Origin of the sequence: Aromatoleum petrolei, from assembly GCF_017894385.1 — a bacterium.
GTDB lineage: Bacteria > Pseudomonadota > Gammaproteobacteria > Burkholderiales > Rhodocyclaceae > Aromatoleum > Aromatoleum petrolei.
The window spans coordinates 4,825,514-4,849,899 of record NZ_CP059560.1; the positions used below are offsets into that span (position 1 = coordinate 4,825,514).

Annotated in this window: 28 protein-coding genes; 12 read left to right on the forward strand and 16 right to left on the reverse strand. The window is 64.7% G+C overall.

Features of this window, described 5'->3' with window-relative positions; translation table 11 throughout:
* Positions 1 to 113: 113 nt before the first annotated feature.
* On the reverse strand, positions 114 to 704 hold the full coding sequence (locus ToN1_RS22065; RefSeq protein WP_169204970.1) for a hemerythrin domain-containing protein: 591 nt from the start codon (positions 702 to 704) through the stop codon (positions 114 to 116).
* 189 nt (positions 705 to 893) lie between these two features.
* On the opposite strand from ToN1_RS22065, the gene fdxA reads away from it, so the two are divergent.
* Positions 894 to 1,217, forward strand: a complete 324-nt coding sequence (gene fdxA / locus ToN1_RS22070) for a ferredoxin FdxA (protein WP_169204971.1) — start codon at positions 894 to 896, stop codon at positions 1,215 to 1,217.
* 25 nt (positions 1,218 to 1,242) lie between these two features.
* On the opposite strand, the gene ToN1_RS22075 is transcribed toward fdxA, so the two are convergent.
* The 4 genes from ToN1_RS22075 to sdhC are packed head-to-tail and all read right to left on the reverse strand — an operon-like array spanning position 1,243 to position 3,488.
* Positions 1,243 to 2,007: a Crp/Fnr family transcriptional regulator gene (locus ToN1_RS22075; protein WP_169204972.1), complete on the reverse strand. Its 765-nt coding sequence runs from the start codon at positions 2,005 to 2,007 to the stop codon at positions 1,243 to 1,245.
* Positions 2,008 to 2,040: 33 nt separating this feature from the next.
* On the reverse strand, positions 2,041 to 2,736 hold the full coding sequence (locus ToN1_RS22080) for a succinate dehydrogenase iron-sulfur subunit (RefSeq protein WP_169204973.1): 696 nt from the start codon (positions 2,734 to 2,736) through the stop codon (positions 2,041 to 2,043).
* Positions 2,737 to 2,760: 24 nt separating this feature from the next.
* Entirely contained in the window at positions 2,761 to 3,105 is a 345-nt protein-coding gene (gene sdhD, locus ToN1_RS22085; protein ID WP_169204974.1) for a succinate dehydrogenase, hydrophobic membrane anchor protein, read from the reverse strand.
* Complete coding sequence (gene sdhC / locus ToN1_RS22090; RefSeq protein ID WP_169204975.1) at positions 3,102 to 3,488, reverse strand: succinate dehydrogenase, cytochrome b556 subunit; 387 nt, start codon at positions 3,486 to 3,488, stop codon at positions 3,102 to 3,104. The genes sdhD and sdhC overlap by 4 nt, the downstream gene beginning before the upstream one ends.
* A gap of 334 nt (positions 3,489 to 3,822) precedes the next feature.
* Between sdhC and ToN1_RS22095 the strand changes: the two genes are divergently transcribed.
* Together ToN1_RS22095 and ToN1_RS22100 are read left to right on the forward strand one after the other, a co-directional pair.
* Complete coding sequence (locus tag ToN1_RS22095) at positions 3,823 to 4,527, forward strand: DUF2189 domain-containing protein (protein WP_169204976.1); 705 nt, start codon at positions 3,823 to 3,825, stop codon at positions 4,525 to 4,527.
* A gap of 121 nt (positions 4,528 to 4,648) precedes the next feature.
* Complete coding sequence (locus ToN1_RS22100; protein WP_169204977.1) at positions 4,649 to 5,116, forward strand: PAS domain S-box protein; 468 nt, start codon at positions 4,649 to 4,651, stop codon at positions 5,114 to 5,116.
* A gap of 39 nt (positions 5,117 to 5,155) precedes the next feature.
* Here the strand turns inward: ToN1_RS22100 and ToN1_RS22105 are convergent, their stop codons facing one another.
* Positions 5,156 to 5,920 carry a metallophosphoesterase gene (locus tag ToN1_RS22105; RefSeq protein WP_169204978.1) on the reverse strand — a complete coding sequence of 255 codons (765 nt, stop codon included), beginning with the start codon at positions 5,918 to 5,920 and terminating at the stop codon, positions 5,156 to 5,158.
* A gap of 148 nt (positions 5,921 to 6,068) precedes the next feature.
* Between ToN1_RS22105 and ToN1_RS22110 the strand changes: the two genes are divergently transcribed.
* The gene (locus tag ToN1_RS22110; protein WP_169204979.1) at positions 6,069 to 6,359 is read left to right on the forward strand and encodes a hypothetical protein; all 291 of its coding nucleotides are present in this window, start codon (positions 6,069 to 6,071) and stop codon (positions 6,357 to 6,359) included.
* 36 nt (positions 6,360 to 6,395) lie between these two features.
* Here ToN1_RS22110 and ToN1_RS22115 read toward each other — a convergent pair whose 3' ends face one another.
* Positions 6,396 to 8,219, reverse strand: a complete 1,824-nt coding sequence (locus ToN1_RS22115; protein ID WP_169204980.1) for a sensor domain-containing diguanylate cyclase — start codon at positions 8,217 to 8,219, stop codon at positions 6,396 to 6,398.
* A 282-nt stretch (positions 8,220 to 8,501) separates the two neighbouring features.
* Here ToN1_RS22115 and ToN1_RS22120 point away from each other — a divergent pair, with 282 nt between their 5' ends.
* Positions 8,502 to 10,691 (forward strand): PhoX family protein, encoded by a 2,190-nt coding sequence (locus ToN1_RS22120; RefSeq protein WP_169204981.1) that lies wholly within the window; start codon positions 8,502 to 8,504, stop codon positions 10,689 to 10,691.
* 109 nt (positions 10,692 to 10,800) lie between these two features.
* Here ToN1_RS22120 and ToN1_RS22125 read toward each other — a convergent pair whose 3' ends face one another.
* The gene (locus tag ToN1_RS22125) at positions 10,801 to 11,070 is read right to left on the reverse strand and encodes a hypothetical protein (RefSeq protein ID WP_169204982.1); all 270 of its coding nucleotides are present in this window, start codon (positions 11,068 to 11,070) and stop codon (positions 10,801 to 10,803) included.
* A 162-nt stretch (positions 11,071 to 11,232) separates the two neighbouring features.
* A complete protein-coding gene (gene ppnN, locus ToN1_RS22130; protein WP_169204983.1) occupies positions 11,233 to 12,660 on the reverse strand; it encodes a nucleotide 5'-monophosphate nucleosidase PpnN in 1,428 nt (475 codons plus the stop codon).
* A 282-nt stretch (positions 12,661 to 12,942) separates the two neighbouring features.
* On the opposite strand from ppnN, the gene ToN1_RS22135 reads away from it, so the two are divergent.
* Genes ToN1_RS22135 through ToN1_RS22145 form a run of 3 tightly spaced genes read left to right on the forward strand, consistent with a single transcriptional unit; the run spans position 12,943 to position 14,777 of the window.
* Positions 12,943 to 13,185 (forward strand): DUF8082 domain-containing protein, encoded by a 243-nt coding sequence (locus ToN1_RS22135; RefSeq protein WP_169204984.1) that lies wholly within the window; start codon positions 12,943 to 12,945, stop codon positions 13,183 to 13,185.
* Positions 13,186 to 13,190: 5 nt separating this feature from the next.
* Positions 13,191 to 14,054 (forward strand): MCP four helix bundle domain-containing protein, encoded by an 864-nt coding sequence (locus tag ToN1_RS22140; protein WP_169204985.1) that lies wholly within the window; start codon positions 13,191 to 13,193, stop codon positions 14,052 to 14,054.
* Between the two features lie 60 nt (positions 14,055 to 14,114).
* Positions 14,115 to 14,777, forward strand: coding sequence for a YceI family protein (locus ToN1_RS22145; protein ID WP_169204986.1), 663 nt, complete (start codon positions 14,115 to 14,117; stop codon positions 14,775 to 14,777).
* A 122-nt stretch (positions 14,778 to 14,899) separates the two neighbouring features.
* Here the strand turns inward: ToN1_RS22145 and ToN1_RS22150 are convergent, their stop codons facing one another.
* From ToN1_RS22150 to ToN1_RS22160, 3 genes are read right to left on the reverse strand one after another with little or no spacing between them, the layout of a single operon-like run.
* Positions 14,900 to 15,550 carry a DsbA family protein gene (locus ToN1_RS22150; RefSeq protein ID WP_169204987.1) on the reverse strand — a complete coding sequence of 217 codons (651 nt, stop codon included), beginning with the start codon at positions 15,548 to 15,550 and terminating at the stop codon, positions 14,900 to 14,902.
* Positions 15,547 to 15,987, reverse strand: a complete 441-nt coding sequence (locus tag ToN1_RS22155; protein ID WP_169204988.1) for a disulfide bond formation protein B — start codon at positions 15,985 to 15,987, stop codon at positions 15,547 to 15,549. The genes ToN1_RS22150 and ToN1_RS22155 overlap by 4 nt, the downstream gene beginning before the upstream one ends.
* Positions 15,977 to 16,273, reverse strand: coding sequence for a DUF1330 domain-containing protein (locus ToN1_RS22160; RefSeq protein WP_169204989.1), 297 nt, complete (start codon positions 16,271 to 16,273; stop codon positions 15,977 to 15,979). Before ToN1_RS22160 ends, ToN1_RS22155 begins: the two co-directional genes overlap by 11 nt.
* Positions 16,274 to 16,601: 328 nt before the next feature.
* On the opposite strand from ToN1_RS22160, the gene ToN1_RS22165 reads away from it, so the two are divergent.
* The 4 genes from ToN1_RS22165 to ToN1_RS22180 all read left to right on the forward strand — a co-directional run bounded on the left by ToN1_RS22165 (position 16,602) and on the right by ToN1_RS22180 (position 20,534).
* Positions 16,602 to 17,597 (forward strand): sulfate ABC transporter substrate-binding protein, encoded by a 996-nt coding sequence (locus tag ToN1_RS22165; RefSeq protein ID WP_169204990.1) that lies wholly within the window; start codon positions 16,602 to 16,604, stop codon positions 17,595 to 17,597.
* Between the two features lie 83 nt (positions 17,598 to 17,680).
* Entirely contained in the window at positions 17,681 to 18,577 is an 897-nt protein-coding gene (gene cysT, locus ToN1_RS22170) for a sulfate ABC transporter permease subunit CysT (protein WP_169204991.1), read from the forward strand.
* Positions 18,574 to 19,470, forward strand: coding sequence for a sulfate ABC transporter permease subunit CysW (gene cysW, locus ToN1_RS22175; protein WP_169204992.1), 897 nt, complete (start codon positions 18,574 to 18,576; stop codon positions 19,468 to 19,470). The genes cysT and cysW overlap by 4 nt, the downstream gene beginning before the upstream one ends.
* Positions 19,467 to 20,534, forward strand: a complete 1,068-nt coding sequence (locus tag ToN1_RS22180; RefSeq protein WP_169204993.1) for a sulfate/molybdate ABC transporter ATP-binding protein — start codon at positions 19,467 to 19,469, stop codon at positions 20,532 to 20,534. Before cysW ends, ToN1_RS22180 begins: the two co-directional genes overlap by 4 nt.
* Before the next feature lie 16 nt (positions 20,535 to 20,550).
* On the opposite strand, the gene ToN1_RS22185 is transcribed toward ToN1_RS22180, so the two are convergent.
* From ToN1_RS22185 to ToN1_RS22200, 4 genes are all read right to left on the reverse strand, one after another.
* On the reverse strand, positions 20,551 to 21,480 hold the full coding sequence (locus tag ToN1_RS22185; protein WP_169204994.1) for a calcium/sodium antiporter: 930 nt from the start codon (positions 21,478 to 21,480) through the stop codon (positions 20,551 to 20,553).
* A 39-nt stretch (positions 21,481 to 21,519) separates the two neighbouring features.
* Positions 21,520 to 21,942, reverse strand: a complete 423-nt coding sequence (locus tag ToN1_RS22190; RefSeq protein ID WP_169204995.1) for a VOC family protein — start codon at positions 21,940 to 21,942, stop codon at positions 21,520 to 21,522.
* A gap of 43 nt (positions 21,943 to 21,985) precedes the next feature.
* Positions 21,986 to 22,768 carry an ankyrin repeat domain-containing protein gene (locus ToN1_RS22195; protein WP_169204996.1) on the reverse strand — a complete coding sequence of 261 codons (783 nt, stop codon included), beginning with the start codon at positions 22,766 to 22,768 and terminating at the stop codon, positions 21,986 to 21,988.
* Positions 22,769 to 23,110: 342 nt separating this feature from the next.
* Complete coding sequence (locus tag ToN1_RS22200) at positions 23,111 to 24,385, reverse strand: NAD(P)/FAD-dependent oxidoreductase (RefSeq protein ID WP_169204997.1); 1,275 nt, start codon at positions 24,383 to 24,385, stop codon at positions 23,111 to 23,113.
* Position 24,386: the final 1 nt, after the last annotated feature.

Below are 24,386 nucleotides of genomic sequence, written 5' to 3' on the forward strand. Positions count from 1 at the left end.
GCCCTGGTCGGGCAGCGCATGCGGGTGGCCTCAACGGCTGCCCCGCGAATGAATCGTGTGCAGCCCGGTGTTCCGCTGTCCGGTCCTCGCGCGCATCGGTTGGGGCCGGGATGTCAATCGAGGCAGCATGCGGCTTCTGCGGGTTCCTCGCAGCCGCAGTGGACCTGTCCGGCAATGTGGCGGTGAATCGACCTGAAGCGTTCCTGCACCGTGTCGCCGAAGATCGGGTCCGAAGCGAAATGGATCGCCGAATCGACGAGAAACCAATCGTCGTCGCTCAGCGAAGCGTCCAGTCGCGGGAAAATCTCGCGCTCTTCGGTGTCCATGTGATCCTTCAGAAACACCACGTAGTCGTGGACGTCCGCCTGCAAGGTCGCGCGTGGCATCATCGTTCCCGCGGCAGCGGCGGCCAGGTCCGTGGCCAACCTTGCGCTGCTCTCGGCAATTGAACGGTGCTCGCCCGTGAGATGTTCGATCAAGGGTCTGGCCTGGGGGTCGTGGGCGAGCAGGCGGCCGAACGCTTCATCCTCGCGTGGATGGTGGTAGTGGTCCGGGTACTGCGTCATGTAATACACGATGTCCGCCATCAAATCGTAATCGAGCTCGTCGCCGTCGACGAAGTTGGCGATCAGCGCCTCGAGCAGATCGAGCAGCTTGCGGTAATTGGCGTGCTCGGCGCGCCATTTCTGAACATGTGCGGTCATGACGATCTCCTGCAGTCGTTGGGGTAACACTGGCGCTCCGGCTGGCTCTATCCGGCGCCGGTGTGCGCGGTGTAGTTAATGCTATGGAGGCGGGCTGGTGGGGGGAATGACTTTTGTCATTCAGCGTGGCCAGGTCCGGGGCTTACATTGCTCCCACACCCCAACCGAACAGCCTGTGAGAGCAAAGCCATGACCTACGTTGTCACCGAAGCCTGCATCAAGTGCAAGCACACCGATTGTGTCGATGTTTGCCCGGTCGACGCTTTTCGCGAAGGCCCGAATTTTCTCGTGATCGACCCGCAGGAATGCATTGACTGCACGCTGTGCGTCGCCGAGTGCCCGGTCGATGCGATCTATGCCGAGGACGATGTGCCGACCGATCAGCGGCACTTCATCGCGCTCAACGAGGAACTGGCAAAGGTCTGGATCCCGATCGTCGAGGTCAAGCCCGCACCTCCGGATGCGGGCGTGTGGGCAAAGGTGAAGGACAAGCTCGGTCTGCTCGAACGTTGAGCAGCCGTCGAGGGCGTCGCGGCGCTCAGGACTCGACGATCCGCTCCAGCATGTCGGGGCGCATGATCTCGATCCGACCGGGTCGCGACGCGATCCAGCCGGCCTTCTGCCACCGGCTCAAAATGCGGATCACGGTTTCGACCCGCGCGCTCACGAGTTGGCTGAGTTCGTCGCGGGCGAGATGCACGTCGATGATGACACTGCCCGTGGCCGTCGTTCGACCGAACCGCTCGATCAGGTAATGCATCAGCGCCGCCAGGCGGCGCGGCACCGAGCCGGCGCTGACGATGTCGATCTTCGCGCGCAGCGCGACGGTGTGCCGCAGCAGTGCGCGGTTGATCGCGCGCCCGACAGCGATGGAATTGTCGAGGGCGTCCCGCAGGGTATCGGCACGAATCGACAGCAACTCGACCGGTTCGCCGAGTGCGATGGCGTCTGCGGGAAAGATGCCATCTTCGAGCGCCGCCGCAAGGCCGACTGCCTCGCCGCGCCGGAACAGGCCCATCAGGATGCCCTCGCCGCTTGGCGTCATCTGGCGGATCTGGATTACCCCGGATTCGATGACCGAAAACCAGCTCGCACGCTCCCCGGCGTACCACAGCGATTCACCGGCTTCCAGGCGGCGCGGGCGCGTGCCTTGCGCAAGATGCCGGAGATCGTCCAGCCCCACATGCGCGAACAGTTCGAGCGTGCCGAGTCGCTGTGCCAGCGCGTCGGCGAATACACCGCCGCGCCCTTCCGATGTGGCGGGCGGGGGATGCAGGAGTGAGAAGGGCGGGGCGTGTCCCATGGCGTTCTCGAAATGCCGTTCGGCAGGGCGCCGCTACGAGGACTCGCGCACCAGCGCCTGGCGGATGCGCTCGATCGCGTGCGACGGGCTCAGTCCCTTGGGACAGACTTCGGTGCAGTTCATGATCGTGCGACAGCGGTACAGACGATACACGTCGTCAAGGTAGGCGAGCCGCTCGGCGGTGGCAGTGTCGCGCGAATCGGAGATGAAGCGGTAAGCCTGCAGCAGCCCGGCCGGGCCGATGAATTTGTCCGGATTCCACCAAAACGATGGACAGAAGGAACTGCAGCACGCACACAGGATGCACTCGTAAAGTCCGTTCAGCTTTTCGCGCTCGGCCGGCGATTGCAGGCGCTCGCGCTCGGGCGGCGGGGTATCGTTGATCAGGTAGGGCTTGATCGAGTGGTAGTGCGCGAAAAACTGCGTCATGTCGACGATAAGGTCGCGAATCACCGGGAAGCCCGGCAAGGGCCGCAGCACGACCGGCTCCTTCAGTCCCGCCAGCGGCGTGAGGCACGCCAGCCCGTTGCGGCCGTTGATGTTCATCGCATCCGACCCGCACACGCCTTCGCGGCAGGAGCGGCGGAACGACAGGCTGTCGTCGATCGTCCTGAGCCGCATCAGCGCGTCGAGGAGCTTCTTGTCGCCTGCCTCCAGCGCGAGCTCGTAATCCTGCATGTGCGGCTGCACATCGGTTTCGGGATTGAAGCGATAGATGCTCAACCGCATGATTGCTCCTTGACGCGGCCGCCCTTACGCGCCGCCGGTGAAATGCACCGCCATCGTCAGCAGGACACGGATCACGATCGCGAACAGGATTACCCCGACCAGTGCGAGCAGGGCAAGGCGCAGTGCCGGCGAGTGGATGTAGTCGAGGGCGATGTCGCGAACGCCGATCCATCCGTGCAGGGCCAGGGCAGCGAAGAACACGACGATCAGCACGGACCCGTGCGTGCTGGTCGCCAGGGTGTCCCAGCGCTCGTAGTCGAGCGGGGGGCCGCCCAGCAGCGTCGCCGCGCCCAACGCAAGCAGGAACAGCAGCACCAACGCTGTCACGCGCTGCAGCACCCAGGCTCGTTGACCGAGGAACAGCCTCATGAGAGCCACCTCGCAGCGGCGAAGAGGGCGATGACTGCCGCCGCGACGATCGCAGCCCGCGCACTCGCGCGCGCCTGCGGCAGAGCGCTGCCGATGCCCGCATCCATCAGCAGGTGCCGTATCCCGGCGAGCAGATGATGCGTCGCAGCCCAGACGAAAAGGACCACGAGCGCCGCCCGCCACCGCGCGGATACGAGATCACGCAATGCCAGGAAGTCGGCCTCGCTGCGCAGCGAGCGATCGAGCGCGAGCGCCAGCAGCGGCAGGCTGAGCACCAGCAACACGCCGGAAATCCTGTGCCCGATCGACGCTATTGCTCCAATGGGGAAGCGGATCTGCAAGAGATTCAGGAATTTTGGCGCAGCTCCCACGCGTGCTCGCATGTCCGTCTCCGGTCCGATTCGCCGCTGGACGTGCACCGTGCCGCGGCCGACTTCGGCCGCACTGCGCTCACCGACCGTTCGCCTGCACTGTCATGCAGGTGCGGAACGAGCCTATCGCGCAACGGCCGTCTACTGGACTATAGTGGGGCTTGCAAAAGAGTCAACAAAAATACATCTTTAACGCGCGTCCAAAAATTCGCACGCGCCCGTTGCCGTTATCCGATCCCATATGCCCGATTAGGACTACGATGAAACCAGCGATCTCCTTCGCGGTGCCCCCATGTCGATGAATGATAGTCGTCCAGAGCCCCGGCATCTCCGCCCTGCACAGGTCATGGCTGCCATCGCGTGCGGCGTGCGCGTTTTTGCAGACACCGCACCCCTTTCGCTCGTGTACGCAGGCGGTTTCGCCGTGTTCGGCGTGGTGCTCGTTTCCCTGCTTGCCACCGTCGGGCTGGCGCCGATGGCGTTGCCACTGGTGGGTGGCTTCCTGATCGTGGCCCCGGTCCTGCTGGCGGGTTTCTTCGCCATGTCGGCGGCTCGGCGCAATGGCCGCAAGCCGACATGGCGGGATGTCGGCAGCGGTTTCGTGCGCTCGCCCCCCGCGCTCTGGGGGCTCACGCTCGTCTGCGTATTCCTTTTCGTCATCTGGATGACCGACGCGGGCATCCTCTACAGTTTCATGCTGGGGCGCAGTTACGTCGGATGGAAGATGCTGTTTCCGATATCGACGGAACTCCTGCGCTTCCACCTCGGCGCGGTTGTCGCGGGAGGCCTGTTCGCGGTGATCGCATTCTGCATCACGGCATATGCCGTTCCCCTACTCATCGAGGGCCGCGCCAATCTGGTCGTTGCCGTGAGTGCGAGCGTTCGCGCGATCTTTCGCAGCCTCCCGGCCAATCTGACATGGAGTGTCGTGCTCGGGGGCACGATCATCGTGTCGATCATCGTGCCGCTGCTGCTGACTGTGACCTTGCCCGTCACCGCGTTTGCGACTGAATGCCTTTACCGGACGGTGTTCCCGCACGAGCCCGACTGAGCCCGACTGAGCCCGACTGAGCCCGCAGAGCGTGCAGACATGCGCCGGCGACTTCGCTCCGGGAATTCCACTTCGTCATCCACATTCGAGCTGCCGGACAGCGGCAGCATGGGAGGCAGCCTTGAGCAACGACATCACCGATATCACCCGCCAGCTTGTGGAACAGACCGCGGATTCGATCATCTTCGCGGACGGGGAAGGGCGGATTCGCATCTGGAACGCCGCCGCGGAAGCGCTGTTCGGCTTTTCACGCGAGGAGGCAATCGGGCAGAGCCTCGATCTGATCATTCCCGAGCGCCTGCGGGCGGCACATTGGGAAGGATTTCACCGCGCCGTGGCCAACGGCCGAACCCGCCTCGGCGGCCGTGCCGTGATCACACGATCGTTGAATGCTGCTGGCGCCACGATCTATGTGGAAATGAGCTTCGCGCTGGTTTCGGACGAGCGTGGCGAGGTACTGGGATCGGTGGCGATGGCGCGCGATGCGACACAGAGGCGCGAAGATGAAAGGCAGCTTCAGCAGCGCATCCGCGCGCTCGAAGAGGAATCCGCCATGCGCGCAGCGCAGCCGGGGCAGCAATCCACGTGAAACCGTCCGTGACGGGCGGTTTGCGCCCAGGCCATGCCTTCAGCCGACTTCGACCGTGAGCCCCGGGTCGAACGAGGCGTTCTCCGCAATGCCGTCGCGCACATAGCCGCGGGGGTTCGCCAGGACGCGCGTGCCGCCGACGCGGTAGTCGAAGCTGTCGTGCGTATGGCCGTGTATCCACAATGCAGCCTCGCTGTCCGAGACCAGGGTCTCGAGGTCGGAGACAAAGCACGCGTTCAGCGGCGAGCCCCCGAAACGCGCAGCAATGCTGCGGGGCGACGGCGCGAAATGCGTCACGACGACGGTAGTGCCGTCGAAGCGTTCCGCGAGCCGGGTCCTGAGCCAGTTTGCATGATCCTCGAACAGGGCCGCGCAGTGCTGCGGCGTGAAGATCACCTTCTGCGCATCATCGATGGCGATGCGGCTGAAATCGCGGCTGAAGCGGGTGGCTTCGTCCATGGCCTGTTCGCGCAACGCACCGTCGCCGGCAATGCGGAAGTCGGACCACAGCGTCGCACCGAGTATGCGCACGTCGCCGATGCGCATTTCCTCGCAATCGAGCACCGTCACGCCGCTGTCGTGGCTGAGTTCGTGCAGCATCCGATTCGTCTCCGGGATGCTCGAGCCGTAATATTCGTGGTTGCCCGGAACGTAGATTGCGGGCCGATTCAGGGCCGCAGCCCAGCCGAGCGCCTCCCGCGGACGGTGGATGTCGCCGGCCAGGATCAGCAGGTCGGCCCCGGTGTCGGGGACCTCGCACGGCGCCAGGCCGAGATGGATGTCCGATACGATTTGCAGCTTCATGAACGAGTCGCTCCTGTACTTGTCGATTGGATGAACCAGGCGGGAAAAGGTAACAATTGCTGCCTGGCCTGGCTGAATGATCCGTCCGGATCCGTCGCGCGGGATCCGGAGATTGGACATGTGATCGCGCACAAAGTGGCGGGACGAAATGGATCAATGGTTCACCGCAAATCTCGGTGATGCGATGCTGGCCGGCGAGGATCTGGAGCGCGTGTGTGCGCTCTTCGAGCGGCGGCACGGGCGAAACGCCACGACGGCGGTGCTGATGCGACACGAGAACCAGGGCCGCCTGCATTGCGAACTCGTGCTCTATTTTCCCCCGGAGCTGGCGGACCTTGCAGCGGCCGTCGGGGCGCACGTATGCGGCCAGCCGGGGCTTCCCGGATTGGGGGTGGCAATCGGATCACCGCAGCGCCTGTCCGAACTCACGGATGCGTGACCTTCGTTCTGCGGTCGTCGAAGCATGCGCGGAGCCCTAGACGGCCTCGTCGGATTCGGCAAAGCGCACTGTGTTGCGGCCGGCGGCCTTGGCGCGGTACATCGCGGTATCCGCGCGTTGCAGGAGGGCTTCGACCGTGGTTTCGTGGCCCCGGAACAGCGTTACGCCGATGCTCGCGCTGCAGTGGTGTTCGATGGTGATGTCGTTGCCCACGTCGTTGCGCTTGCGCAGGTGATAAGGCTGGGACAGGGATTCCAGCATGTCCTGTGCGATCGCCGCCGCATGGGCGAGTGAGACTGCGCGATCGGTCGCCAGAGCGCCTATCAGCACGACGAATTCGTCCCCGCCAAAGCGCGCCACCGTGTCGGCTTCCCGCACGCAACGCTTCAACCGCTCGGCGACCTCCAAAAGCAGCAGATCACCGACCGCATGCCCATGCTCATCGTTGAGCGGTTTGAAACGGTCGAGGTCCATGAACAGCAAGGCACCGTAGCAAGCGCTGCGGCCGGTCAGTGCCAGCGCCTGGTTCAGGCGGTCGGTGAAGAGGCGACGGTTGGGCAGTTGGGTGAGGGTGTCCAGGAATGCCAGCTGGCGGATCTGTTCCTCGAGTTTGCGCCGCGCGGTGATGTCGCGATCGACGCCGCGGTAACCGAGCAGCTTGCCTTCATCGTCGAGGATCGGCGTGCCGCTGGTCAGCGTTACCATCGGCGTGCCGTTCTTGTGCAGGACGATGTTTTCGAGATCCCGGAACGGCGCCCTTGCGGCGACGGTCTCCGCTAACGCAGCACTCACACGGGCCGCCTCGTCCGGGGGCATCAGCTCGAACGGTGTCTTGCCCAGCAGTTCCTCGGGACTGTAATCGAGAAGTGAGCGGACACTCGCGGATGCAAAGGTGTAGCGCCCTTCGGCGTCCACCTCCCAGATCCAGTCGGCCGAAATGTGGGCGATGTCGCGGAATCGTTGTTCGCTCCGGGCCAGCTCCCGCGTGCGCAGCTCGATACGTCGTTCCACTTCGGCCCGCTCCCGTCGCAGGCTCTCGATCGAATGGTGGAGGCCGGCGGCAAGGATGCAGATCGACAGTCCGAGGGCGGATTTCATCACCAGATTGAGTGGGTCGCCCCAACCGTCCACGGGGGACACGCTCAGCATCCACGTGCCATTCGGAATCGGAACCGCCACGCTTACCGGGTCGATCAAGGGATCGCCGGATGTCGCAATCGTATGGTGCACCCGGAAATCGCCATCCGGGTCATTTCGCCACAGGTGGTACGCGTAGCCTTCGGCTTTCAGATGATCGAGGTCTGCCGATTGCAGCACGTCGGGAAAACGGATCAGAACCGAAATCAGACCCCAGAATTTCCTGTCGGGGCCGGAGCCGAGATGGACGGGCAATCGTCCGATTGCCGCAACGCCGCCCTGCACCAGCTGGACCGGCGGCGTCAGCGTGAGGGTGGCCGTATCACGCGCGCGGATCGCTTCCTTGTCGCGGGTGGGGCCGTGCAGCAGATCGGTTCCGATCACAGGTGCATTCTCCGCTTCCGGCACGATGATACGAACGATCCCGTCGGGTGCTAGGGCAAGAGCGGACGCTCCGGCGTAGAACGGGAGGAGCTCGCCTGCAAGCTGTTCGACGTTGGCCGGGGTGCCGTTGGCCTGGCGTACCAGCGCTGCAAGAGGATAGGTCGCCGACAGGGCTCGCTCGATGTTGCGCCGAATCGCCGCTCCATGCGTCACCGCCATCCGTTCGGCAACCTGCCGCTCGTCTGCTATCGATTCCGCCTCGGAACGCCAGATCACCGTCACGGCGATCGCTGCCGTGAGCAGGAACGAGGGCATTGCCTTTCGCCATGGCAGCTTCACATTGTTCTCCGGCGAGCCTGCGGACATTGATGCGGCAAATCGGCGGTCCTCGGCAGATGGTCGTGCGCGATCATCGCATCGTTCCGGTTAAGTACTAATACGTACTTATAATATGGTATCAACCAATAATTGGGAAGGCGCGGATTGCACAGCTGCCTGCAACTTGCGGGCGCTAAACACTGGCGGTCTGTCGACCGATCGCTCCGTCATGAGTTCTTAACCTGCGCGGATTACCGTGCGTGCTCGCAAGCGGCATCGCGTAATCCCACAGAGGAACTCTCAATGAACAATCTGCAATCCCTGCGCCCCGACAGCGACGATGAATCCACCAACACGTCTGCCAATCCGGGCTTCGACAGCATCCTGCAGGCCCGCCTGTCGCGGCGCCAGCTCCTTGGCGGCGGCGCGGGCGCTGCCGCGCTGGCGATGCTCGGTGGCGTGTCGCCGGCTCTCGCGACCGCATCCGCACAGGGGGCTGCCGCCCCCGGCCGCAAGCTGCCGAAGCTCGCCTTCAACCCGGTGGCGAAGAGTCTTGCCGATGCCGTATCGGTGCCGGAAGGTTACCGCTACACCGTCCTCTATCGCCTCGGCGACCCGCTAGACGGCAGCGTGGGCGAGTATCACAACGACGGCACCGACCCGGCGGAGAGCTTCGCGCTGCGCGCCGGCGACCATCACGACGGCATGCACTACTTCGGTCTCGGGCCGAACGGCAAGCACCACAAGAACGCGTCCGACCGCGGCTTGCTGTGCCTCAACCACGAAGCGATCACGCCGGCCTACCTGCATCCGAACGGCCCCACGGAGGTCGGCGGCGTGCGCACGGTCGCGGACGAGGTGCTACGCGAGTTCTACGCACATGGCGTGAGTGTGGTCGAGACCGCGCGTGAAGGTGGCGAATGGCGTTACCTGCGCGACTCGCACTTCAACCGCCGCGTTCATACCCTGACCGAGATCGATCTGTCCGGTCCGGCCGGCAAGACCCCGTACATGGTCACGAAGTACTCGCCGGACGGCAGCCGCACGCGCGGCACCATCAACAACTGCGCGAGCGGGCACACGCCGTGGGGTACCTATCTCACCTGCGAGGAAAACTGGGCCGGGTACTTCCGCCGCATCACCGCCACCGACAACCCCAAGCGCAGCGCCCGTGAACTGGCGGCGCTCGCCCGCTATGGCGTCGCCGGCAACGGCCGCGAACTGTGGGCGACCGTCACGCCCGATACGCCGGACGACCTCTACGGCCGCTGGAATGCGATGAAACTCGGCAGCTCGACGGACGGCAGCGACGACTACCGCAACGCGCCCAACACCTACGGCTGGGTCGTGGAGATCGACCCGTTCAGCCCGCAGGCAACGCCGAAGAAGCGCACCGCGCTGGGCCGCTTCGCCCACGAAGGCGCATGGCTCGGCCCGGTCCGCGTCGGCCACCCGCTGGTGTGGTACATGGGCTGTGACTCGCGCAACGAATATATCTACAAATACGTCTCGAACGCCGTGTGGCACCCGGACGACGCCAACGGTGGCATGGCCGCCGGCGACAAGTACCTCGATGACGGCAGGCTCTACGTCGCCCGCTTCGATGCCGACGGCACCGGCCAGTGGGTCGAGCTGAGCTTCGGTGTCGGCAACGTGTTGCCCGCGAACCCCGCCTACGCCTTTGCTGACCAGGCCGACGTCATCGTGCATGCGCGCCTCGCGGCCGACGCGGCCGGTGCAACGAAGATGGATCGTCCCGAATGGGGTGCCGTGAACCCGCGCAATGGCGAGGTCTACATGGCCCTCACCAACACCAATGCTACGAGCCGTCCACTTTCCCGTCTCGACGCTGCCAACCCGCGCTTCTACAGCGACCGCAAGACGACCGGTCAGGATCAGCGCGGCAACCCCAACGGCCACATCATCCGCTTCGCCGAAGCCGGAGGCGACGTCGCCGCGTCCTCGTTCAAGTGGGACGTGTTCCTGTTCGGCGCGCGCGCGACGGCTGACGCGGCGAACGTGAACATCTCCGGCCTGACCGATGCCAACGACTTCTCCAGCCCCGACGGTCTGTGGTTCAGCCAGGCGACCGGCGTGCTGTGGATGGAGACCGACGACGGCGCCTACACCGACGTCACGAACTGCATGCTGCTCGCGGCGGTGCCGGGGGAGGTCGGCGACGGTGGTCCGCGGACCATCGTCAGCAGCGACGGCACGACCACGCGCGCGGTTGATACCTACGTCGGCAAGCCGCCGGGCGAGGAAAGCCTGCGGCGCTTCCTCGTCGGGCCGAAGGAGTGTGAGATCACCGGGGTTGCGGAAACGCCGGACGGCAAGGCGCTGTTCGTGAATATCCAGCATCCGGGCGAAGACACCCGTCCCGATTTCGCCACTGCCGCCTTCGGCAGTCACTGGCCGGATGGCGGACAGTCGCGTCCGCGTTCGGCCACCATCGTCATCACACGCAAGGACGGCGGCCGCATCGGCGTCTGAGGCTGGAGTTCTGACGGGCGCCTGAGGCGCCCGTGTCACAAATGAAAAACGCGGCGCCAAGCCGCGTTCGTCCTTGAGGTGTCCGGCACGTGCCGGACGATCCCTTCTGCTAAACGTTGGCCGCGCGTCCGTACATCCGCAGGATGTTCTGGAAACTGCGATTGCGCTCGTTCGGATCGTACTTGCTGAAGATCTTCTCTTGGCGCACGCGGTTGAACGGCGGTAGTGCATCCAGAATGGCGCGGCGCTCGTTCAGGATGTGCTCGCGCATACGGTCATTAACGAAGACGAAACGGACGGGATCGTAGAGGCCGTCTTCGCGCTCGCGGTGGAAGCCGGGTTCTGCCGGCAGGAAGTTCTCGGTGGTGTGGCTTTTCATGATCGTCGGTGGATTAATGCTGTTCGGTTTTGTTCTTTTCCGGGATTTTACCCAAGAAACGTTACGAACATATTTCCCGCGACATTTCCATTGGCATATTTGTGCAGGCGACCGTGGCATCCATGCAACTTGGCGACGACCATGCGACCGGGTCTCGCCCGCTCAGGCGGAGGGTTCGACTGTCCGTGCCGCGGGGACGACGCGATAACACGGGTTGTAGGCAGTGCCGGGCAGCTTCATGCGCCCCTGTGCGACGAAGGAGGCGAGCAGGGCGTCCATCGGCCCCATGATCTCGGCGTCGCCCTGGATCTCGAACGGCCCGTGCTTCTCGATCTCGCGGATGCCCTCATTCTTGACGTTGCCCGCGACCACGCCCGAGAACGCGCGCCGCAGGTCGGCTGCGAGCAGGTGCTTGGGCTGGCTGCGATGCAGCCTGAGGCGCTGCATGTTCGAATGCGTCGGACGGAACGGTTGCTGGAACTCGTGTTCAATGCGCAGCAGCCAGTTGAAGTAGTAGGCGTCGCGGTTCTCCTTGCGGAAGTTGCGCACACGGCCGATGCCGCCATGGATCTCGCGCGCGACTGCGGCGGGGTCGTCGATGATGATGCGGTAACGGCTGCGCGCCTCGTCGCCGAGCGTCTCGCCGATGAAGCTGTCGATGCGACGGAAATATTCCTCGGCGCTCTTCGGTCCGGTGAACACCAGCGGGAAGGGCTGTGCAGCATTGGCGGGATGCAGCAGGATGCCTAGCACGTAGAGGATCTCCTCCGCGGTGCCCACACCGCCGGGGAACACGACGAAACCATGGCCTGCGCGGACGAAGGCTTCGAGGCGTTTCTCGACGTCGGGCAGGATCACCAGGTCATTGACGATGGGGTTGGGCGATTCGGCGGCGATGATTCCGGGCTCGGTGAAGCCCAGATAGCGCGGCTTGCCTATGCGCTGCTTCGCATGGCCGATCGTCGCGCCCTTCATCGGCCCTTTCATCGCGCCCGGCCCGCAGCCGGTGCAGATGTCCAGCCCGCGCAGGCCCATCTCGTAGCCGACGCGCTTCGTATAGTCGTACTCCTCGCGGCTGATCGAGTGTCCACCCCAGCACACCGCGACGCTGGGCTGGATCACCGGCTGCACGATCCCGGCATTGCGCAGAATGTGGAACACCGCATCGGTGATGCCCTCCGAGCTGCCGAGGTCGAACCGCGCGGGGGCTGCACTGCCGGTCGCGCCGGTGTCGCCGTTGGCATAGAGCACATCGCGGAGCACGGCGAACAGGTGCTCCTGGATGCCAAGGATCATCTGTCCGTCGACGAAGGCGCTCGCCGGTGCATTGCGGATATCGAGCTTGATGCCGCGTGATCGCTGGATGATCTCGATGTCGAAGTCGGGGTAACGGGCGAGCAGTTCCTTGCCGTCGTCGAGCGGATTGCCGCAATTGAGCACGGCGAGGGCGCAGTTGCGGAAGGCTTCGCGCAAGCCACCCTGGCCCTGGCTGGAGAGGCGGGCGGCTTCGCTGCGCGACAGCACCTCCATGCGCCCGGTGGGCGACACCTGAGCGTTGACGACGGGAAATCTTGCAGAATGCATGCTCATGGGGATGAATCTCGTGTCTGGTTGGTGCGGCCGCGACAATCGGGCCGAGGAGCGGGCGGCGTGCAGGCTACCGTTCCGTTGTTACATTTTTGCGTCCGGACGGCACGGAGCGTGTCGGGACGCGGGTAGCAGCAAGAATTCCAGCGGGATGTGAAAAATTTAATGGCCAGGCATGACCATTTATGGTTGATGCATTCCGCCGTATCCCGGTAATATTCATTTACAAGTTCCATCGCCGATGCGACAGCCTGCTGCCGCAAGCGGCATACCGCGAAATTTCAGATGTCCACAAATCCGTCCTGGAAGCAGTTTACCGTCGAGCGCCTGGCGCGCGAAATCGGCGTATTGGGCGAAATCATCGTCGATGATGTTCTTTTCGATCTGGGCTTCGAGGATGGCGAGCTGCCCCCGCGTCAGCTGATGACCTTCCTCGCCCGACTGCAGCGCGAGCTTCCCGAGACGGTCGATCGCGACGCTATCATCAAGGAACTCGTCGCCGGACTCCTCTCAACTCCAAACTCCTGACCGTCATGACCATCCGAAACAAGCTGATCCTCGGTTTTTCCGTGCTGCTCGCGTTCATCTTCGTTCAGGGCGCAGCGACCGTCTTCTACGGTTCGCGCACGCAGGACCTGGTGGATACGGCGGTGAACAGGAACTTCATCGCCGCGACCGAGATCACCGACCTCCTCGCGTCGGCACAACAGCTGCGGCGGCAGGAAAAGGAATACCTGATCTACGCAGGCAACGTCGACGGGCGCAATGCCGTGCTCGAAGACTGGAACGCCACGCACGCGCGCATCCTCGGCCAGCTCGAAGCGATGGTCGCCAACAGCAAGGGCATCTACCTTCCCGCCGACAGTACCGCATTCGCACAGTGGAAGGGCGCACTCGACGGTTACCAGAAGGAGTTTGCCCGCATCGTCGAAGGCTTCAGCTACGACGTCTCGATGCTCGACGAAGGGGAAACCGCTGGCGGTTCGCGGACATACAACAAGGCGGTGCGCGCCAACGAGGAGCTGCGCCCGGTGGTCGATCGCTTCAATAGCGTCCTGATCGAGGGGGCCACGAAGCTGGCGCGCACCCGTGCCGAAGAGTCGGCCCTGGCCTACCAGGGCATCCGCGGCAACTTCGATGTCGTCGATTACGTCAACATCGGCTTCGCGGTGGCCGGCCTGCTGCTTGCGGGCGGCCTCCTCGCGACGATCCCGGGCTCGATCACCCGCCCGCTCGAGTCGCTCATCGAATCGGCCGACAAGATGAGTCTGGGTGACCTGGGCAAGAAATTCGAGGCTGGCGGCGTCAGGGACTTCGAGCGGCTTGCCGCTTCGCTGGAGCGCATGCGCGTGACGATGGAGGCGATGATCGTCCGGCTCAAGGCGCGCTCCCGCTGACTGCCAGCACCTGCAGCACACTACCGCATCATCCGGCAATTCTTGAGACAAGGAACCTTCATGCGTAACGCTCTCCGTCCGCTGCTCCTCGCCCTGGCCCTCGGAACCGCCCTGGCGCTGCCTGCTCACGCGCAGCAGCAGTCGGCGTCCGGTGCCGTCGCAACCAAGGTGGTCGCGCGCACCGTCGCCGCCAAGCCCGTTACGGGCGACCTTGCCGCCGGGGATTACGTGATCGACGTCGCCCACTCGCACGTCTATTTTTTCATCTCGCACCTTGGCGTCAGCCGTTTCATGGGCCGTTTCGACGACATCAAGGGCACGTTCGTGATCGGGCAAAAGCCGGCTGAAAGTGCCGTCAGCGCCACGGTGCCGGTGGTCAGCGTCAATACCAAGCACCAGAAACTGGAAGACCACCTGAAGAGCGCCGACTTCTTCGACGTGGCGCAATTCCCGACCATGACCTTCGAGTCGACGCGGGTGAACTGGAACAACCGCGGCGAGGGGGTCCTGTCGGGAAACCTGACGATTCATGGCGTCACGAAGCCGGTCGATTTCAACCTGAAGCTGACCGGTGCCGGGAAGGGGCCGCGCGGCGACACCCGTGCCGGATTCGAGGGTACGACCACGATCAAGCGCAGCGATTTCGGCATGACCTACGGCCTGCCGCGCGTCGTGGGGGATACGGTCGAGATCGCGCTGTCGGTCGAAGGCATCCGCCAGTAAGCGTCGGCTGCGCGTGCGGCCCTGGAGGCCGCATGGATTGCATTCGGTATCACGTTCGGCCCTGCCATCGAGCAGGGCCGAATTTTTTGCGGGCCACGGTCGTGGTCCCGCGGAATCAGTGCTCAGTACCGGCTATTCAACTCTTCGGCAACGAGTTGTTTGAGCTGCTCGTAGCCGAAGCTGGGCATCGGGCGGCCGTTGACGAAGAACTCCGGCGTCTTCGTCACGTTGAGCGTGCGCGCGTCGGCCAGATCCTGCCGGACGATCGCGTCGATCGCGGGAGACGCCATGTCGACCTTGAGCTTTTCGATGTCGAGGCCGACGCCGTTGATGAAGTTCCACACCATGTCGGGCTGCGGGTTGTGGTGCGAGGCCCAGTTGGGCTGAGCGGCAAACAGCGCCTCGAGCGTCTCCCAGAACTTGCCCTGGAGCTTCGCCGCTGCCAGCAGCTTCACGATCTGCTCAGAACCGTCGTGGAAAGGGGCGTAGCGCACGCTCACGCGGATGCGTCCGGGCGCCGCGGCCATCAGCTGCTTCACGTAGGGGTAGAAGTCGCGGCAGGTCTCGCAGGCCGGATCGAGGAATTCCACGATGTGCACGCGCGCTTCGGCCTCACCCAGCGTCGGCGAGTGCTCGCGCACGAGGATCGCGCGGTTCTGTTCGGCGACCTCGTCGCGGCGGTTGCCCTTCTCGGAATCATGGACGAGCGTCGCGGTGGCGAAGATCGCGACCATCAGCGCGGCGGCGATTGCGAAAATGTACTTCTGGTTCATCGGGACATCCTGTGTTGGGCAAAAAGGAGCAAACCGGCGATTAGGGTGAAGGCGATCAGCGACAGCGTCGGGATGGTCAGGAAACCGAACCATTCGATCTGGATCTCCTTGCACGAGACGCCGCGCGAGCACGGCTGGATGCGCTCGGGGATCACGCCCGCGACGAGCAGCACGTGGAACAGGGCAACCAGCCACCCGGCGAGCGTCAGCGGCAGCGCGTAGCGGATCACGCTGCGATCGAGGGGGAACATCCCGGCGGGCAGGATGAGCACGAGCGGGAACATGGCGATCCGCTGCCACCAGCACAGCACGCAGGGCGGCAGCTCCATGACCTCGCCGAGGAACAGGGCGCCGAGCATGGAAGAGGCGGCCACCAACCACGCCCCGAAGAGCGGCGTCCAGCCCGCCGGGGACGGTGCGATGGAATCAGCCTTCATACGCGATCAGGACGACGTCGGCGGCCTGTTCACGCAGCGGAATCAGTGCCTGATAGACGGGCGAGTTGAACCAGCCGTTGAGCGAATCGATGTCCGGGAAACGCAGCACCACGGTATCGGTGTGCGCATGCTCGCCGCCCAGCACCGTCACACGCTTGCCGCGCAGCACCAGCTCTCCGCCCCAACCGTCCAGCGTTCCGGGTACGCGGGAGCGATATTGGTCCCATTTGGCGGGATCCTTGATCGTGATGTGGCCGATGACGTAGGCCGGGGCTTTCTGTTTCATCAGGAGTCCTGGTGGCGGAAGAACGAGGCGCCGCCGCGCGGCAATGCTGCGCCGGACGGAAGATCGCGGCTGAAAGGCGCGGATTATATCCGAGTCATAGGGGCGGTTTGGGTTCCGTGTCCGTGGCCCGCATGGCGCCTCATTCGGTGCGCGCAAGCGTTTCCGGTGCGTACGCTCACGCAGGGACGGCATATCGCTATCAGGCCCTGCAACGGGAGTTGTATAGGTGATGAGGTTATATGGAAATAAGGTTTTATGCGTTGTCATACATCCTGGCTTGGGCTATCGTCGGGGCCTTCTCCTCATATCGCCCGCTATCGGATTCAGCATGAAGAAACTGACCAGCCTGTTGCTCGCAGCCGGATTCGCCTTCGCCACCGGCGCGTCTGCCCAGTCCAATCTGCTCAACGTCTCCTACGACGTGGCGCGTGACGTTTACAAGGATTACAACCCGCTGTTCCAGAAGCACTGGAAGGAGAAGAGCGGCGAAACCGTCGAACTGCGCCAGTCGCACGGCGGCTCGTCGAAGCAGGCGCGCGCGGTGGCCGACGGCCTCGAGGCCGACGTGGTGACGATGAACCAGGCCACCGACGTCGATTTCCTCGCGGAGAAGGGGCTGGTCGCCAAGGACTATCCGAAGAAGTTCCCCGACAATGCCTCGCCCTACACGTCGACGATGGTGTTCATCGTGCGCAAGGGCAACCCGAAGGCGATCAAGGATTGGAACGACATCGCCAAGCCCGGCATCCAGCTGATCATCCCGCACCCCAAGAACACCGGCAACGGCCGATATTCCTATCTCGCCGCCTGGGGCTACGCGCTCAAGCAGCCGGGCGGCAACGACAAGACGGCGGCCGAGTTTGTCGGCGCGGTGCTCAAGAATGCGCCGCTGTTCGCATCGGGCGGCCGCGACGCGACGACCACCTTCATGCAGCGCAAGATCGGCGACGTGCTGGTCACCTTCGAGTCGGAGGCGGAGTTGATCGCGAAGGAATTCGGTCGCGGCGAGTTCGAGGTCGTCTATCCGAGCCTCTCCATCCTCGCCGAATTCCCGGTTGCGATCGTCGAGAAGGTTGTCGACAAGAAGGGTACGCGCAAGCTGGCGCAGGCCTACCTCGAGTACCTGTGGTCGAAGGAGGGTCAGGAGAACGCCGCGGCGAATTACCTGCGTCCGCGTGACGCCGACGTGCTGAAGAAGCATGCGGCGCAGTTCCCCGCGATCAAGACCTTCACCGTGGATGAGGTGTTCGGCGGCTGGAGCAAGGCGGCACCCGCGCACTTCAAGGACGGCGGCAGCTTCGACCAGATCTACGTTCAGAAGTAAAATCCCGGGCCTTTCATGCGCAGCGGCCCCATCGCGGGCCGCTGCGCTTTTCGATTCCCACGACTGACGGTTCGATTCTCGACATGTTTCCCGCTCCCGCCAAACGGGATGGCGTCCTGCCCGGCTTCCGCCTGGGGCTGGGCTACACGCTGACCTACCTCACCCTGCTGGTGCTGATACCGCTCGGCGGCATGATCCTCATGACCGGCAAACTGAGCTGGAGCAACTTCTGGGAGATCGCCACCGCGGAGCGTGCGCTGGCGTCCTATCGGGTCACCTTCGGCGCATCCCTGTTCGCAGCGACGGTGAATGCCGTGTTCGGTCTGATTGTCGCCTGGGCGCTGGTGCGCTATCCGTTTCCGGGCAAGCGCTTCGTCGATGCGCTGGTCGATCTGCCCTTCGCACTGCCGACGGCGGTGGCAGGCATCACGCTCGCGACCCTGTACGCGGAGAACGGCTGGGTCGGGCAGTTCCTCGCCAAGCTCGGCATCAAGGTCGCCTTCACGCCGCTGGGCATCGTCGTCGCGCTGATCTTCGTGACGCTGCCTTTCGTCGTCCGCACGCTGCAGCCGGTGATTGAGGACATCGAGGCCGAGGTCGAGGAGGCCGCTGCGTCGCTGGGCGCGACGCGCTTGCAGACCTTCGCCCGGGTGCTGTTGCCGGGCATCTTCCCGGCCTGGCTGACGGGCTTCACGCTCGCATTCTCGCGTGCGATTGGCGAGTTCGGCTCGGTGATCTTCATCGCCGGCAACATGCCGCTGATCTCGGAAATCACCCCCTTGCTGATCATCTCCAAGCTCGAGCAGTACGACCTGGTCGGCGCAACCGCGCTCGCGGTCGTGATGCTGGTGATCTCCTTCGTGATGTTGCTCGTGATCAACCTGCTGCAGTGGTGGGCGGCCAACCGCCACGCGAAGGGCAGTGACGCCGAACCCGCCGAAGCGCTCGCGCCCGGCGCACTGGTGGAGGCCCGGCCATGACAGTACGCCGTGCCACCGCGGAGCCGCGCTGGGTCCGCCTGCTGCTGACGGGCGTCGCTCTCGGCTTCCTGTTCCTGTTCCTCGTGCTGCCGCTGATCGCGGTGTTCTGGGAAGCTTTCGCGCAGGGAGCGCAAGCCTACTGGGAGGCGCTGAAGGACTCCGAGGCGCGTTCGGCGATGCTGCTGACGCTGACGATCGCCGCGGTCGTGCTGCCCTTCAACATCGCCTTCGGCGTCGCCGCGGCATGGGCAATCGCGAAGTTCGAATTCCGCGGCAAGAGCCTGCTCACGACGCTGATCGACCTGCCGTTCGCGGTGTCGCCGGTCGTCGCCGGCCTGATCTTCATCATCCTGTTCGGCGCGCAAGGCTTCTTCGGCTCCTGGCTCGCCGCGAACGACATCAAGATCATCTTCGCGCTGCCGGGCATGGTGCTCGCGACGCTGTTCGTGACCTTTCCCTTCGTCGCGCGCGAACTGATCCCGCTGATGCAGGCGCAGGGGCGCGACGAGGAGGAGGCCGCGATCTCGCTCGGTGCTTCGGGCTGGCAGATGTTCTGGCGCGTGACGGTGCCGAATATCAAATGGGGTTTGATGTACGGCGTGATCCTCGCCAACGCGCGCGCGATGGGCGAGTTCGGCGCGGTGAGCGTCGTCTCCGGCCACATCCGCGGCGAGACCAACACGCTGCCGCTGCACGTCGAGATCCTCTACAACGAATACAACCAGATCGGCGCCTTCGCTGCTGCCACCGTCCTCGCCTTCCTCGGCCTCGTGACGCTGGTCGCGAAGACGGTCGTCGAGTGGCGCATGCGCAGGGAGACCGAAATGCTAACCGCCGATCTGCCCCCGGAAAAAACCGAACAGCCCCTGACCGTGGCCACGGAACGCCCATGAGCATCGAAATCCGCAACATCAGCAAGTGCTTCGGCAACTTCGTCGCGCTCGACGACCTCTCCCTCGACATCCCGACCGGCGAGCTGGTTGCGCTGCTGGGGCCGTCGGGCTGCGGCAAGACGACCCTCCTGCGCATCATCGCCGGCATGGAGACGCCGGATGCCGGCTCGGTGCTGTTCGGCGGCCAGGAGGCGACGCACGTCCACGCGCGCGAGCGCCAGGTCGGCTTCGTGTTCCAGCATTACGCGCTGTTCCGTCACATGTCCGTGTTCGAGAACGTCGCCTTCGGACTGCGCGTGCGCCCGCGCAAGGAGCGCCCGAGCGAGGCCGAGATCCGCGAGCGCGTGATGGGCCTGTTGAAGCTTGTCCAGCTCGACTGGCTCGCGCAACGCTATCCTTCGCAGCTCTCCGGCGGCCAGCGCCAGCGGATCGCGCTCGCCCGCGCGCTGGCGGTCGAGCCCAAGGTGCTGCTGTTGGACGAGCCCTTCGGCGCGCTCGACACCAAGGTGCGCAAGGAGCTGCGCCGCTGGCTGCGCCGCCTGCATGACGAGATGCACATCTCCTCGGTGTTCGTCACGCACGATCAGGAAGAGGCGCTGGAGGTCGCCGACCGCGTCGTCGTGATGAACCGTGGCCACATCGAGCAGATCGGCTCACCCGACGAGGTCTATTCGAGTCCCGCGTCGCCCTTCGTCTATCAGTTCCTCGGCAACGTGAACGTCTTTCACAGCCGCCTGCACGGAGCCTGGGCGGAGGTCGAGCGGGAAGGGGAGGCGCCGGCCGCGGGGTCGATCGCCTTCGTGCGTCCGCACGACATCGAACTCGATGTGGCGCCGCTGGCTGGCGGGATGACCGCGGGCGTGCGACACGTCCATCGCATCGGTCCGCTGGTGCGCGTCGAACTCGAGCACGATGGCGAGACGATCGAGGTCGAGCTGACGCGCGAGCGCGCGGCGAGCCTGGATCTGCCGGTCGGCAGGACGGTGTGGATCAAGCCGCGGCAGGCCAAGGTGTTTGCCACCGAGGCGACGGCGCCAGCGGGAAAGCAGCCCTTCCTGTTCTGATCCGCGGCCGGGGCTGCTAGTTCGTCATTCCCTGTGCGATGGCAACGATGTAGACCGTATAAAGCGCGAGCAGTATGACGCCCCTGCGGCGGTTGATGAAGCCGTCGCGGGGCGGCCAGGTGACGGCAAGCGCGATCAGGCCACAGACGAGGGCGACGGCGACTTCGCGCCAGTCGGCTTCGATTGGGTGGATGATCGCCGCGACCGCGACGATGAGCAGTCCGTTGAAGATGTTGCTGCCGAGTATCGTGCCCAGGCTCACCTCGTCGTGGCCGCGCAGCTTTGCGATGACGGTGGTGGCGAGTTCCGGGGTGGACGTGCCGATGGCGACGAGGGTTGCGCCGATGATGAACTCGTCGATGCCGTAGGTCGTCGCGATCCCCTTCGCGGAAATGACGATGATGTTCCCTGCGAGGACCAGGAACCCCAGCCCGACGACGGCGGACGCGATTGCCGCACCGGCGCGCGGGGTGCCGATCACGGCCTCGGCCGCGCTGCGCTGACGGCGAGCCTCGATCACGGCGGCACTTAGCCAGGCAAGGAAGAGGGCCAGCAGCAGCAGGCCGTCGACGCGCGACAGCACGCCGTCGAGGAACAGCACGCCGGTGATCACGGGTACGAGCAGTGCGACGGGAAAGTCGCGCCTGACGCTGTCGCGCGGACTCTGGATGCCGGCGATCACCAGCGCCAGCGCAAGGATCAGCGCGACATTCACGACGTTGCTGCCCAGCGCGTCGCCGAGCGCGATCTCCGGGGTCCCGTCGAGCGCGGAATTCACCGACACTGACAGTTCCGGGCTGGAGGTGGCAAAGGCGGCGACGGTGGCGCCGATGATGCCGGGCGAGATGCGCGCCCAGTGTGCGAGGCCCACCGCGCCGCGGACGAACAATTCCCCGCCGATGCCCGCGGCCACGATGCCCGCGACCAGGCCCAGGTAATCGTTCATCGGGAAGGCTCTCCGGTTTTGACCACCTGGGCTCGGCAGTTAGTCCGCGAGTTCGAGGTGCGGATTCCAGACCACTTCCCACAGGTGGCCGTCCGGGTCCGAGAAATAGCCGGCATAGCCGCCCCAGAAGGTGTCTCCCGCCGGTTTCACCGTGCATGCGCCGGCCAGCCGGGCCTGCTCCATTACCATATCGACTTCCTCCCTTGTCGCAACGTTGTGCCCGAGCGAACACCGCGTCGCGGAGGAGCCTCCGACCGCCAGTCCCGTATCGTGCGCGAGGCTGCTCCTTGGCCAGAGCGCCAGCTTTACGCCGTGCTGCAGGTCGAAGAACGCGACGGCGCCATGTTCGAACTCGGTGCCGATGACACCTTCCGTCGGAAAGCCCAGGCCGTCGCGGTAGAAGCGCAGGGCGCGCTCGAGGTCGTCCACGGCGAGGGTCAGTACTGTGAGTCTGGGTTTCATGCTTTCCTCCTGGTGCTTGGGGCGCGTTACCCGGACACAAGGCTTAGCGTGTGGCGCCCTTGTCGCGGATCAGTTGGGCAACGCGTGTCCCTTCCGGCGTGTCGAGCCGGTTTGCCAGCGCTAGCGCGGTTTCGCCCTTGCGCGTGGTCGCGAAGATGTCCGCCCCGCGTTCGGCCAGCAACTCGGCGATGTCGAGCACCCCGCCCGACAGGGACAGGAGGAAGGGCGTATTGCCCAGCGGATCGCGCACGTTCACCTGGGCTCCGCGGAGGATGAGCGCTTCGGCGATGGTCCGGTAGCCCTGGGTCGGTTTGCCGCAGGCGACGAGGAGCGGTGTGAGCCCGAGGTGGTCACGGGCGTTCACGTCCGCGCCTGCGTTCACCAGGATGCTGGCGATCACCGTGTAGCCTCTCTTCAGTGCGAAGAGCAGCGGCGGCGTGCCGTCCACGTCGATGCCGTGGAAGGGGAATCGGGCGCGCACGAAAAGGTCGATGAGTTCGCGATCGCCGGCGCGCAAGGCGACAAGGAACGCCTCCTGGTCGACCGTGACACCGCGCTCGGCAAGTTCCCGGACCGCATGTTCGCGGCGCTCGGCCTGGCGGAAGGTCTCCAGTTCGCGGAATTCGCGCAGCGTGATGATGTCGGCGAGCACCAAGGGCGGGAAGCCCTGCCGTCCGCCGCGCTTGTCGATCAGCAGATCGCTAAAGTAATCGTGGATCTCGGGCGTGTCCCAGAGGAACTCGATGCGCGTGAGGATGCGGTCGAATTTTTCTTCGAGATGGGCCGGATATCTGTCGCCAAGGCACTCGAAGAGGGGGTGTTTCATGGGGGAGCGTCCCGTCGCCGGTTGTTCGCGATTTGCGGACGACGTGCGAGCTCGGGGAGACTGTGCATCGCCGACGTCGTGCTGCGAGGTTGCGAGAATGGTTTGGATTCTCGCACACCTGCGGAGGAGCGGCATGCAGACGATGCCAGCGTACGAACCTTCTTGGGCGGGAGGGGCGCACCGCGCCCCGCCGATCCGGTCGCGCCGAATTCAGTTGAGCGCCGCGTGGCGGGATACGCATTCGGCCGCTCCCGCCCTGGGAATCCATGTCGCGCGGGTTGCTCTACCTGACGGGACCGCCTCCGGTGTCCGAATGCTTGCGCAACGCCGCCGACCGCGCGGTTAGCGTCCCTTGAGTTTCATGACTCCGAGCGCATCCATGACGATCTTCTCGTAGATCGGTTCGGATTTGCCCTTGCGCACCTTGTACATGAAGTACTTTTCGAACGCGACCTTGGCCAGATGCACCCACTTCCCTTCGGAGACCCAGTTGACGTTGCGCGGGGGGATCTGCGGCAGGGCGATGAATGCCGCGCCCGAACTTCCGAAATCCGCGAGGCATACGGCATTCCATGTCGCCTTTTCGCCCGGTTCGTGGCCGTCGAGGGCGGCGCGGATGTTCTTCGCGGTCGCGGTGACCATCGATTCGATCATGAAGCCGGTCTTCGGCGTTCCGATCGGTACCGGGGTCGTTTCGACTGGCGGGATCGCGACGCACACGCCGATCGCGTAGACGTTCGGATAGGCCGGGTTGCGCTGGTAGGCGTCGATGGGCACGAAACCGCGCGGGTTGCTCAGGCCCTCAACGCCGAAGACGGCGTCGACGCCCTTGAAGGCGGGCAGCATCATCGAGTAACGGAACGGCAACTCGTGTTCCTTCTTCGGCTTGCCTTCGTCGTCGTGCTCGGTCACGAACATCTTGCCGTCTTCGACACGCGTCACCTTGGCGTTGCAGATCCACTTGATGTGCCGCTCGCGGAACATCGATTCGAGCATGCCCTTGGAGTCGCCGACGCCGCCTAGCCCCAGGTGGCCGATGTAGGGCTCGGAGGTCACGAAGGTCATCGGCACCCGGTCGCGCAGCTTGCGCTTGCGCAGGTCGGTTTCCATGATGAACGCAAATTCGTAGGCCGGCCCGAAGCAGGAGGCGCCCTGGACGGCGCCGACGACGATGGGGCCGGGGTCGGCGATGAAGTCCGACCAGACGCCCGCCGCCGTCGTGGCGTGGTCGACGTGGCAGATCGACTGCGTATGCCCGTCGGGCCCGAGGCCGGGAATCTCCTCGAAGGCGAGGCGTGGTCCGGTCGCGATCACGAGATAGTCGTAGTCGACGAAACTGCCATCGGCGAGCTCGACCTGATTTCGTCCGGGATGCACGCGGGCCGCAGCCTGCTGGATGAAGCGAATCTTGCGCGCGGCGAGCAAGGGAGCGATTTCGAGTTCGATTTCGCCACGCTTGCGCCAGTTGACGGCGACCCAGGGGTTGGATGGCACGAAGTGGAAGGTCGCCGTGTTCGCGATCACCGTCACCTCGTCCCCCGGGCGCGCGAGCTGTTTCATTTCGTAGGCCATCGGCATGCCGCCGATGCCAGCCCCGATGATTACGATGTGAGCCATT

Excerpts from the sequence above, each read along its gene's own strand:
- ToN1_RS22065 (WP_169204970.1), bottom strand. The coding sequence starts at position 704 with ATGACCGCACATGTTCAGAAATGGCGCGCCGAGCACGCCAATTACCGC.
- fdxA (WP_169204971.1), top strand. The coding sequence starts at position 894 with ATGACCTACGTTGTCACCGAAGCCTGCATCAAGTGCAAGCACACCGAT.
- ToN1_RS22075 (WP_169204972.1), bottom strand. The coding sequence starts at position 2,007 with ATGGGACACGCCCCGCCCTTCTCACTCCTGCATCCCCCGCCCGCCACA.
- ToN1_RS22080 (WP_169204973.1), bottom strand. The coding sequence starts at position 2,736 with ATGCGGTTGAGCATCTATCGCTTCAATCCCGAAACCGATGTGCAGCCG.
- sdhD (WP_169204974.1), bottom strand. The coding sequence starts at position 3,105 with ATGAGGCTGTTCCTCGGTCAACGAGCCTGGGTGCTGCAGCGCGTGACA.
- sdhC (WP_169204975.1), bottom strand. The coding sequence starts at position 3,488 with ATGCGAGCACGCGTGGGAGCTGCGCCAAAATTCCTGAATCTCTTGCAG.
- ToN1_RS22095 (WP_169204976.1), top strand. The coding sequence starts at position 3,823 with ATGGCTGCCATCGCGTGCGGCGTGCGCGTTTTTGCAGACACCGCACCC.
- ToN1_RS22105 (WP_169204978.1), bottom strand. The coding sequence starts at position 5,920 with ATGAAGCTGCAAATCGTATCGGACATCCATCTCGGCCTGGCGCCGTGC.
- ToN1_RS22110 (WP_169204979.1), top strand. The coding sequence starts at position 6,069 with ATGGATCAATGGTTCACCGCAAATCTCGGTGATGCGATGCTGGCCGGC.
- ToN1_RS22120 (WP_169204981.1), top strand. The coding sequence starts at position 8,502 with ATGAACAATCTGCAATCCCTGCGCCCCGACAGCGACGATGAATCCACC.
- ToN1_RS22125 (WP_169204982.1), bottom strand. The coding sequence starts at position 11,070 with ATGAAAAGCCACACCACCGAGAACTTCCTGCCGGCAGAACCCGGCTTC.
- ppnN (WP_169204983.1), bottom strand. The coding sequence starts at position 12,660 with ATGAGCATGCATTCTGCAAGATTTCCCGTCGTCAACGCTCAGGTGTCG.
- ToN1_RS22135 (WP_169204984.1), top strand. The coding sequence starts at position 12,943 with ATGTCCACAAATCCGTCCTGGAAGCAGTTTACCGTCGAGCGCCTGGCG.
- ToN1_RS22140 (WP_169204985.1), top strand. The coding sequence starts at position 13,191 with ATGACCATCCGAAACAAGCTGATCCTCGGTTTTTCCGTGCTGCTCGCG.
- ToN1_RS22145 (WP_169204986.1), top strand. The coding sequence starts at position 14,115 with ATGCGTAACGCTCTCCGTCCGCTGCTCCTCGCCCTGGCCCTCGGAACC.
- ToN1_RS22150 (WP_169204987.1), bottom strand. The coding sequence starts at position 15,550 with ATGAACCAGAAGTACATTTTCGCAATCGCCGCCGCGCTGATGGTCGCG.
- ToN1_RS22155 (WP_169204988.1), bottom strand. The coding sequence starts at position 15,987 with ATGAAGGCTGATTCCATCGCACCGTCCCCGGCGGGCTGGACGCCGCTC.
- ToN1_RS22160 (WP_169204989.1), bottom strand. The coding sequence starts at position 16,273 with ATGAAACAGAAAGCCCCGGCCTACGTCATCGGCCACATCACGATCAAG.
- ToN1_RS22165 (WP_169204990.1), top strand. The coding sequence starts at position 16,602 with ATGAAGAAACTGACCAGCCTGTTGCTCGCAGCCGGATTCGCCTTCGCC.
- cysT (WP_169204991.1), top strand. The coding sequence starts at position 17,681 with ATGTTTCCCGCTCCCGCCAAACGGGATGGCGTCCTGCCCGGCTTCCGC.
- cysW (WP_169204992.1), top strand. The coding sequence starts at position 18,574 with ATGACAGTACGCCGTGCCACCGCGGAGCCGCGCTGGGTCCGCCTGCTG.
- ToN1_RS22180 (WP_169204993.1), top strand. The coding sequence starts at position 19,467 with ATGAGCATCGAAATCCGCAACATCAGCAAGTGCTTCGGCAACTTCGTC.
- ToN1_RS22185 (WP_169204994.1), bottom strand. The coding sequence starts at position 21,480 with ATGAACGATTACCTGGGCCTGGTCGCGGGCATCGTGGCCGCGGGCATC.
- ToN1_RS22190 (WP_169204995.1), bottom strand. The coding sequence starts at position 21,942 with ATGAAACCCAGACTCACAGTACTGACCCTCGCCGTGGACGACCTCGAG.
- ToN1_RS22195 (WP_169204996.1), bottom strand. The coding sequence starts at position 22,768 with ATGAAACACCCCCTCTTCGAGTGCCTTGGCGACAGATATCCGGCCCAT.
- ToN1_RS22200 (WP_169204997.1), bottom strand. The coding sequence starts at position 24,385 with ATGGCTCACATCGTAATCATCGGGGCTGGCATCGGCGGCATGCCGATG.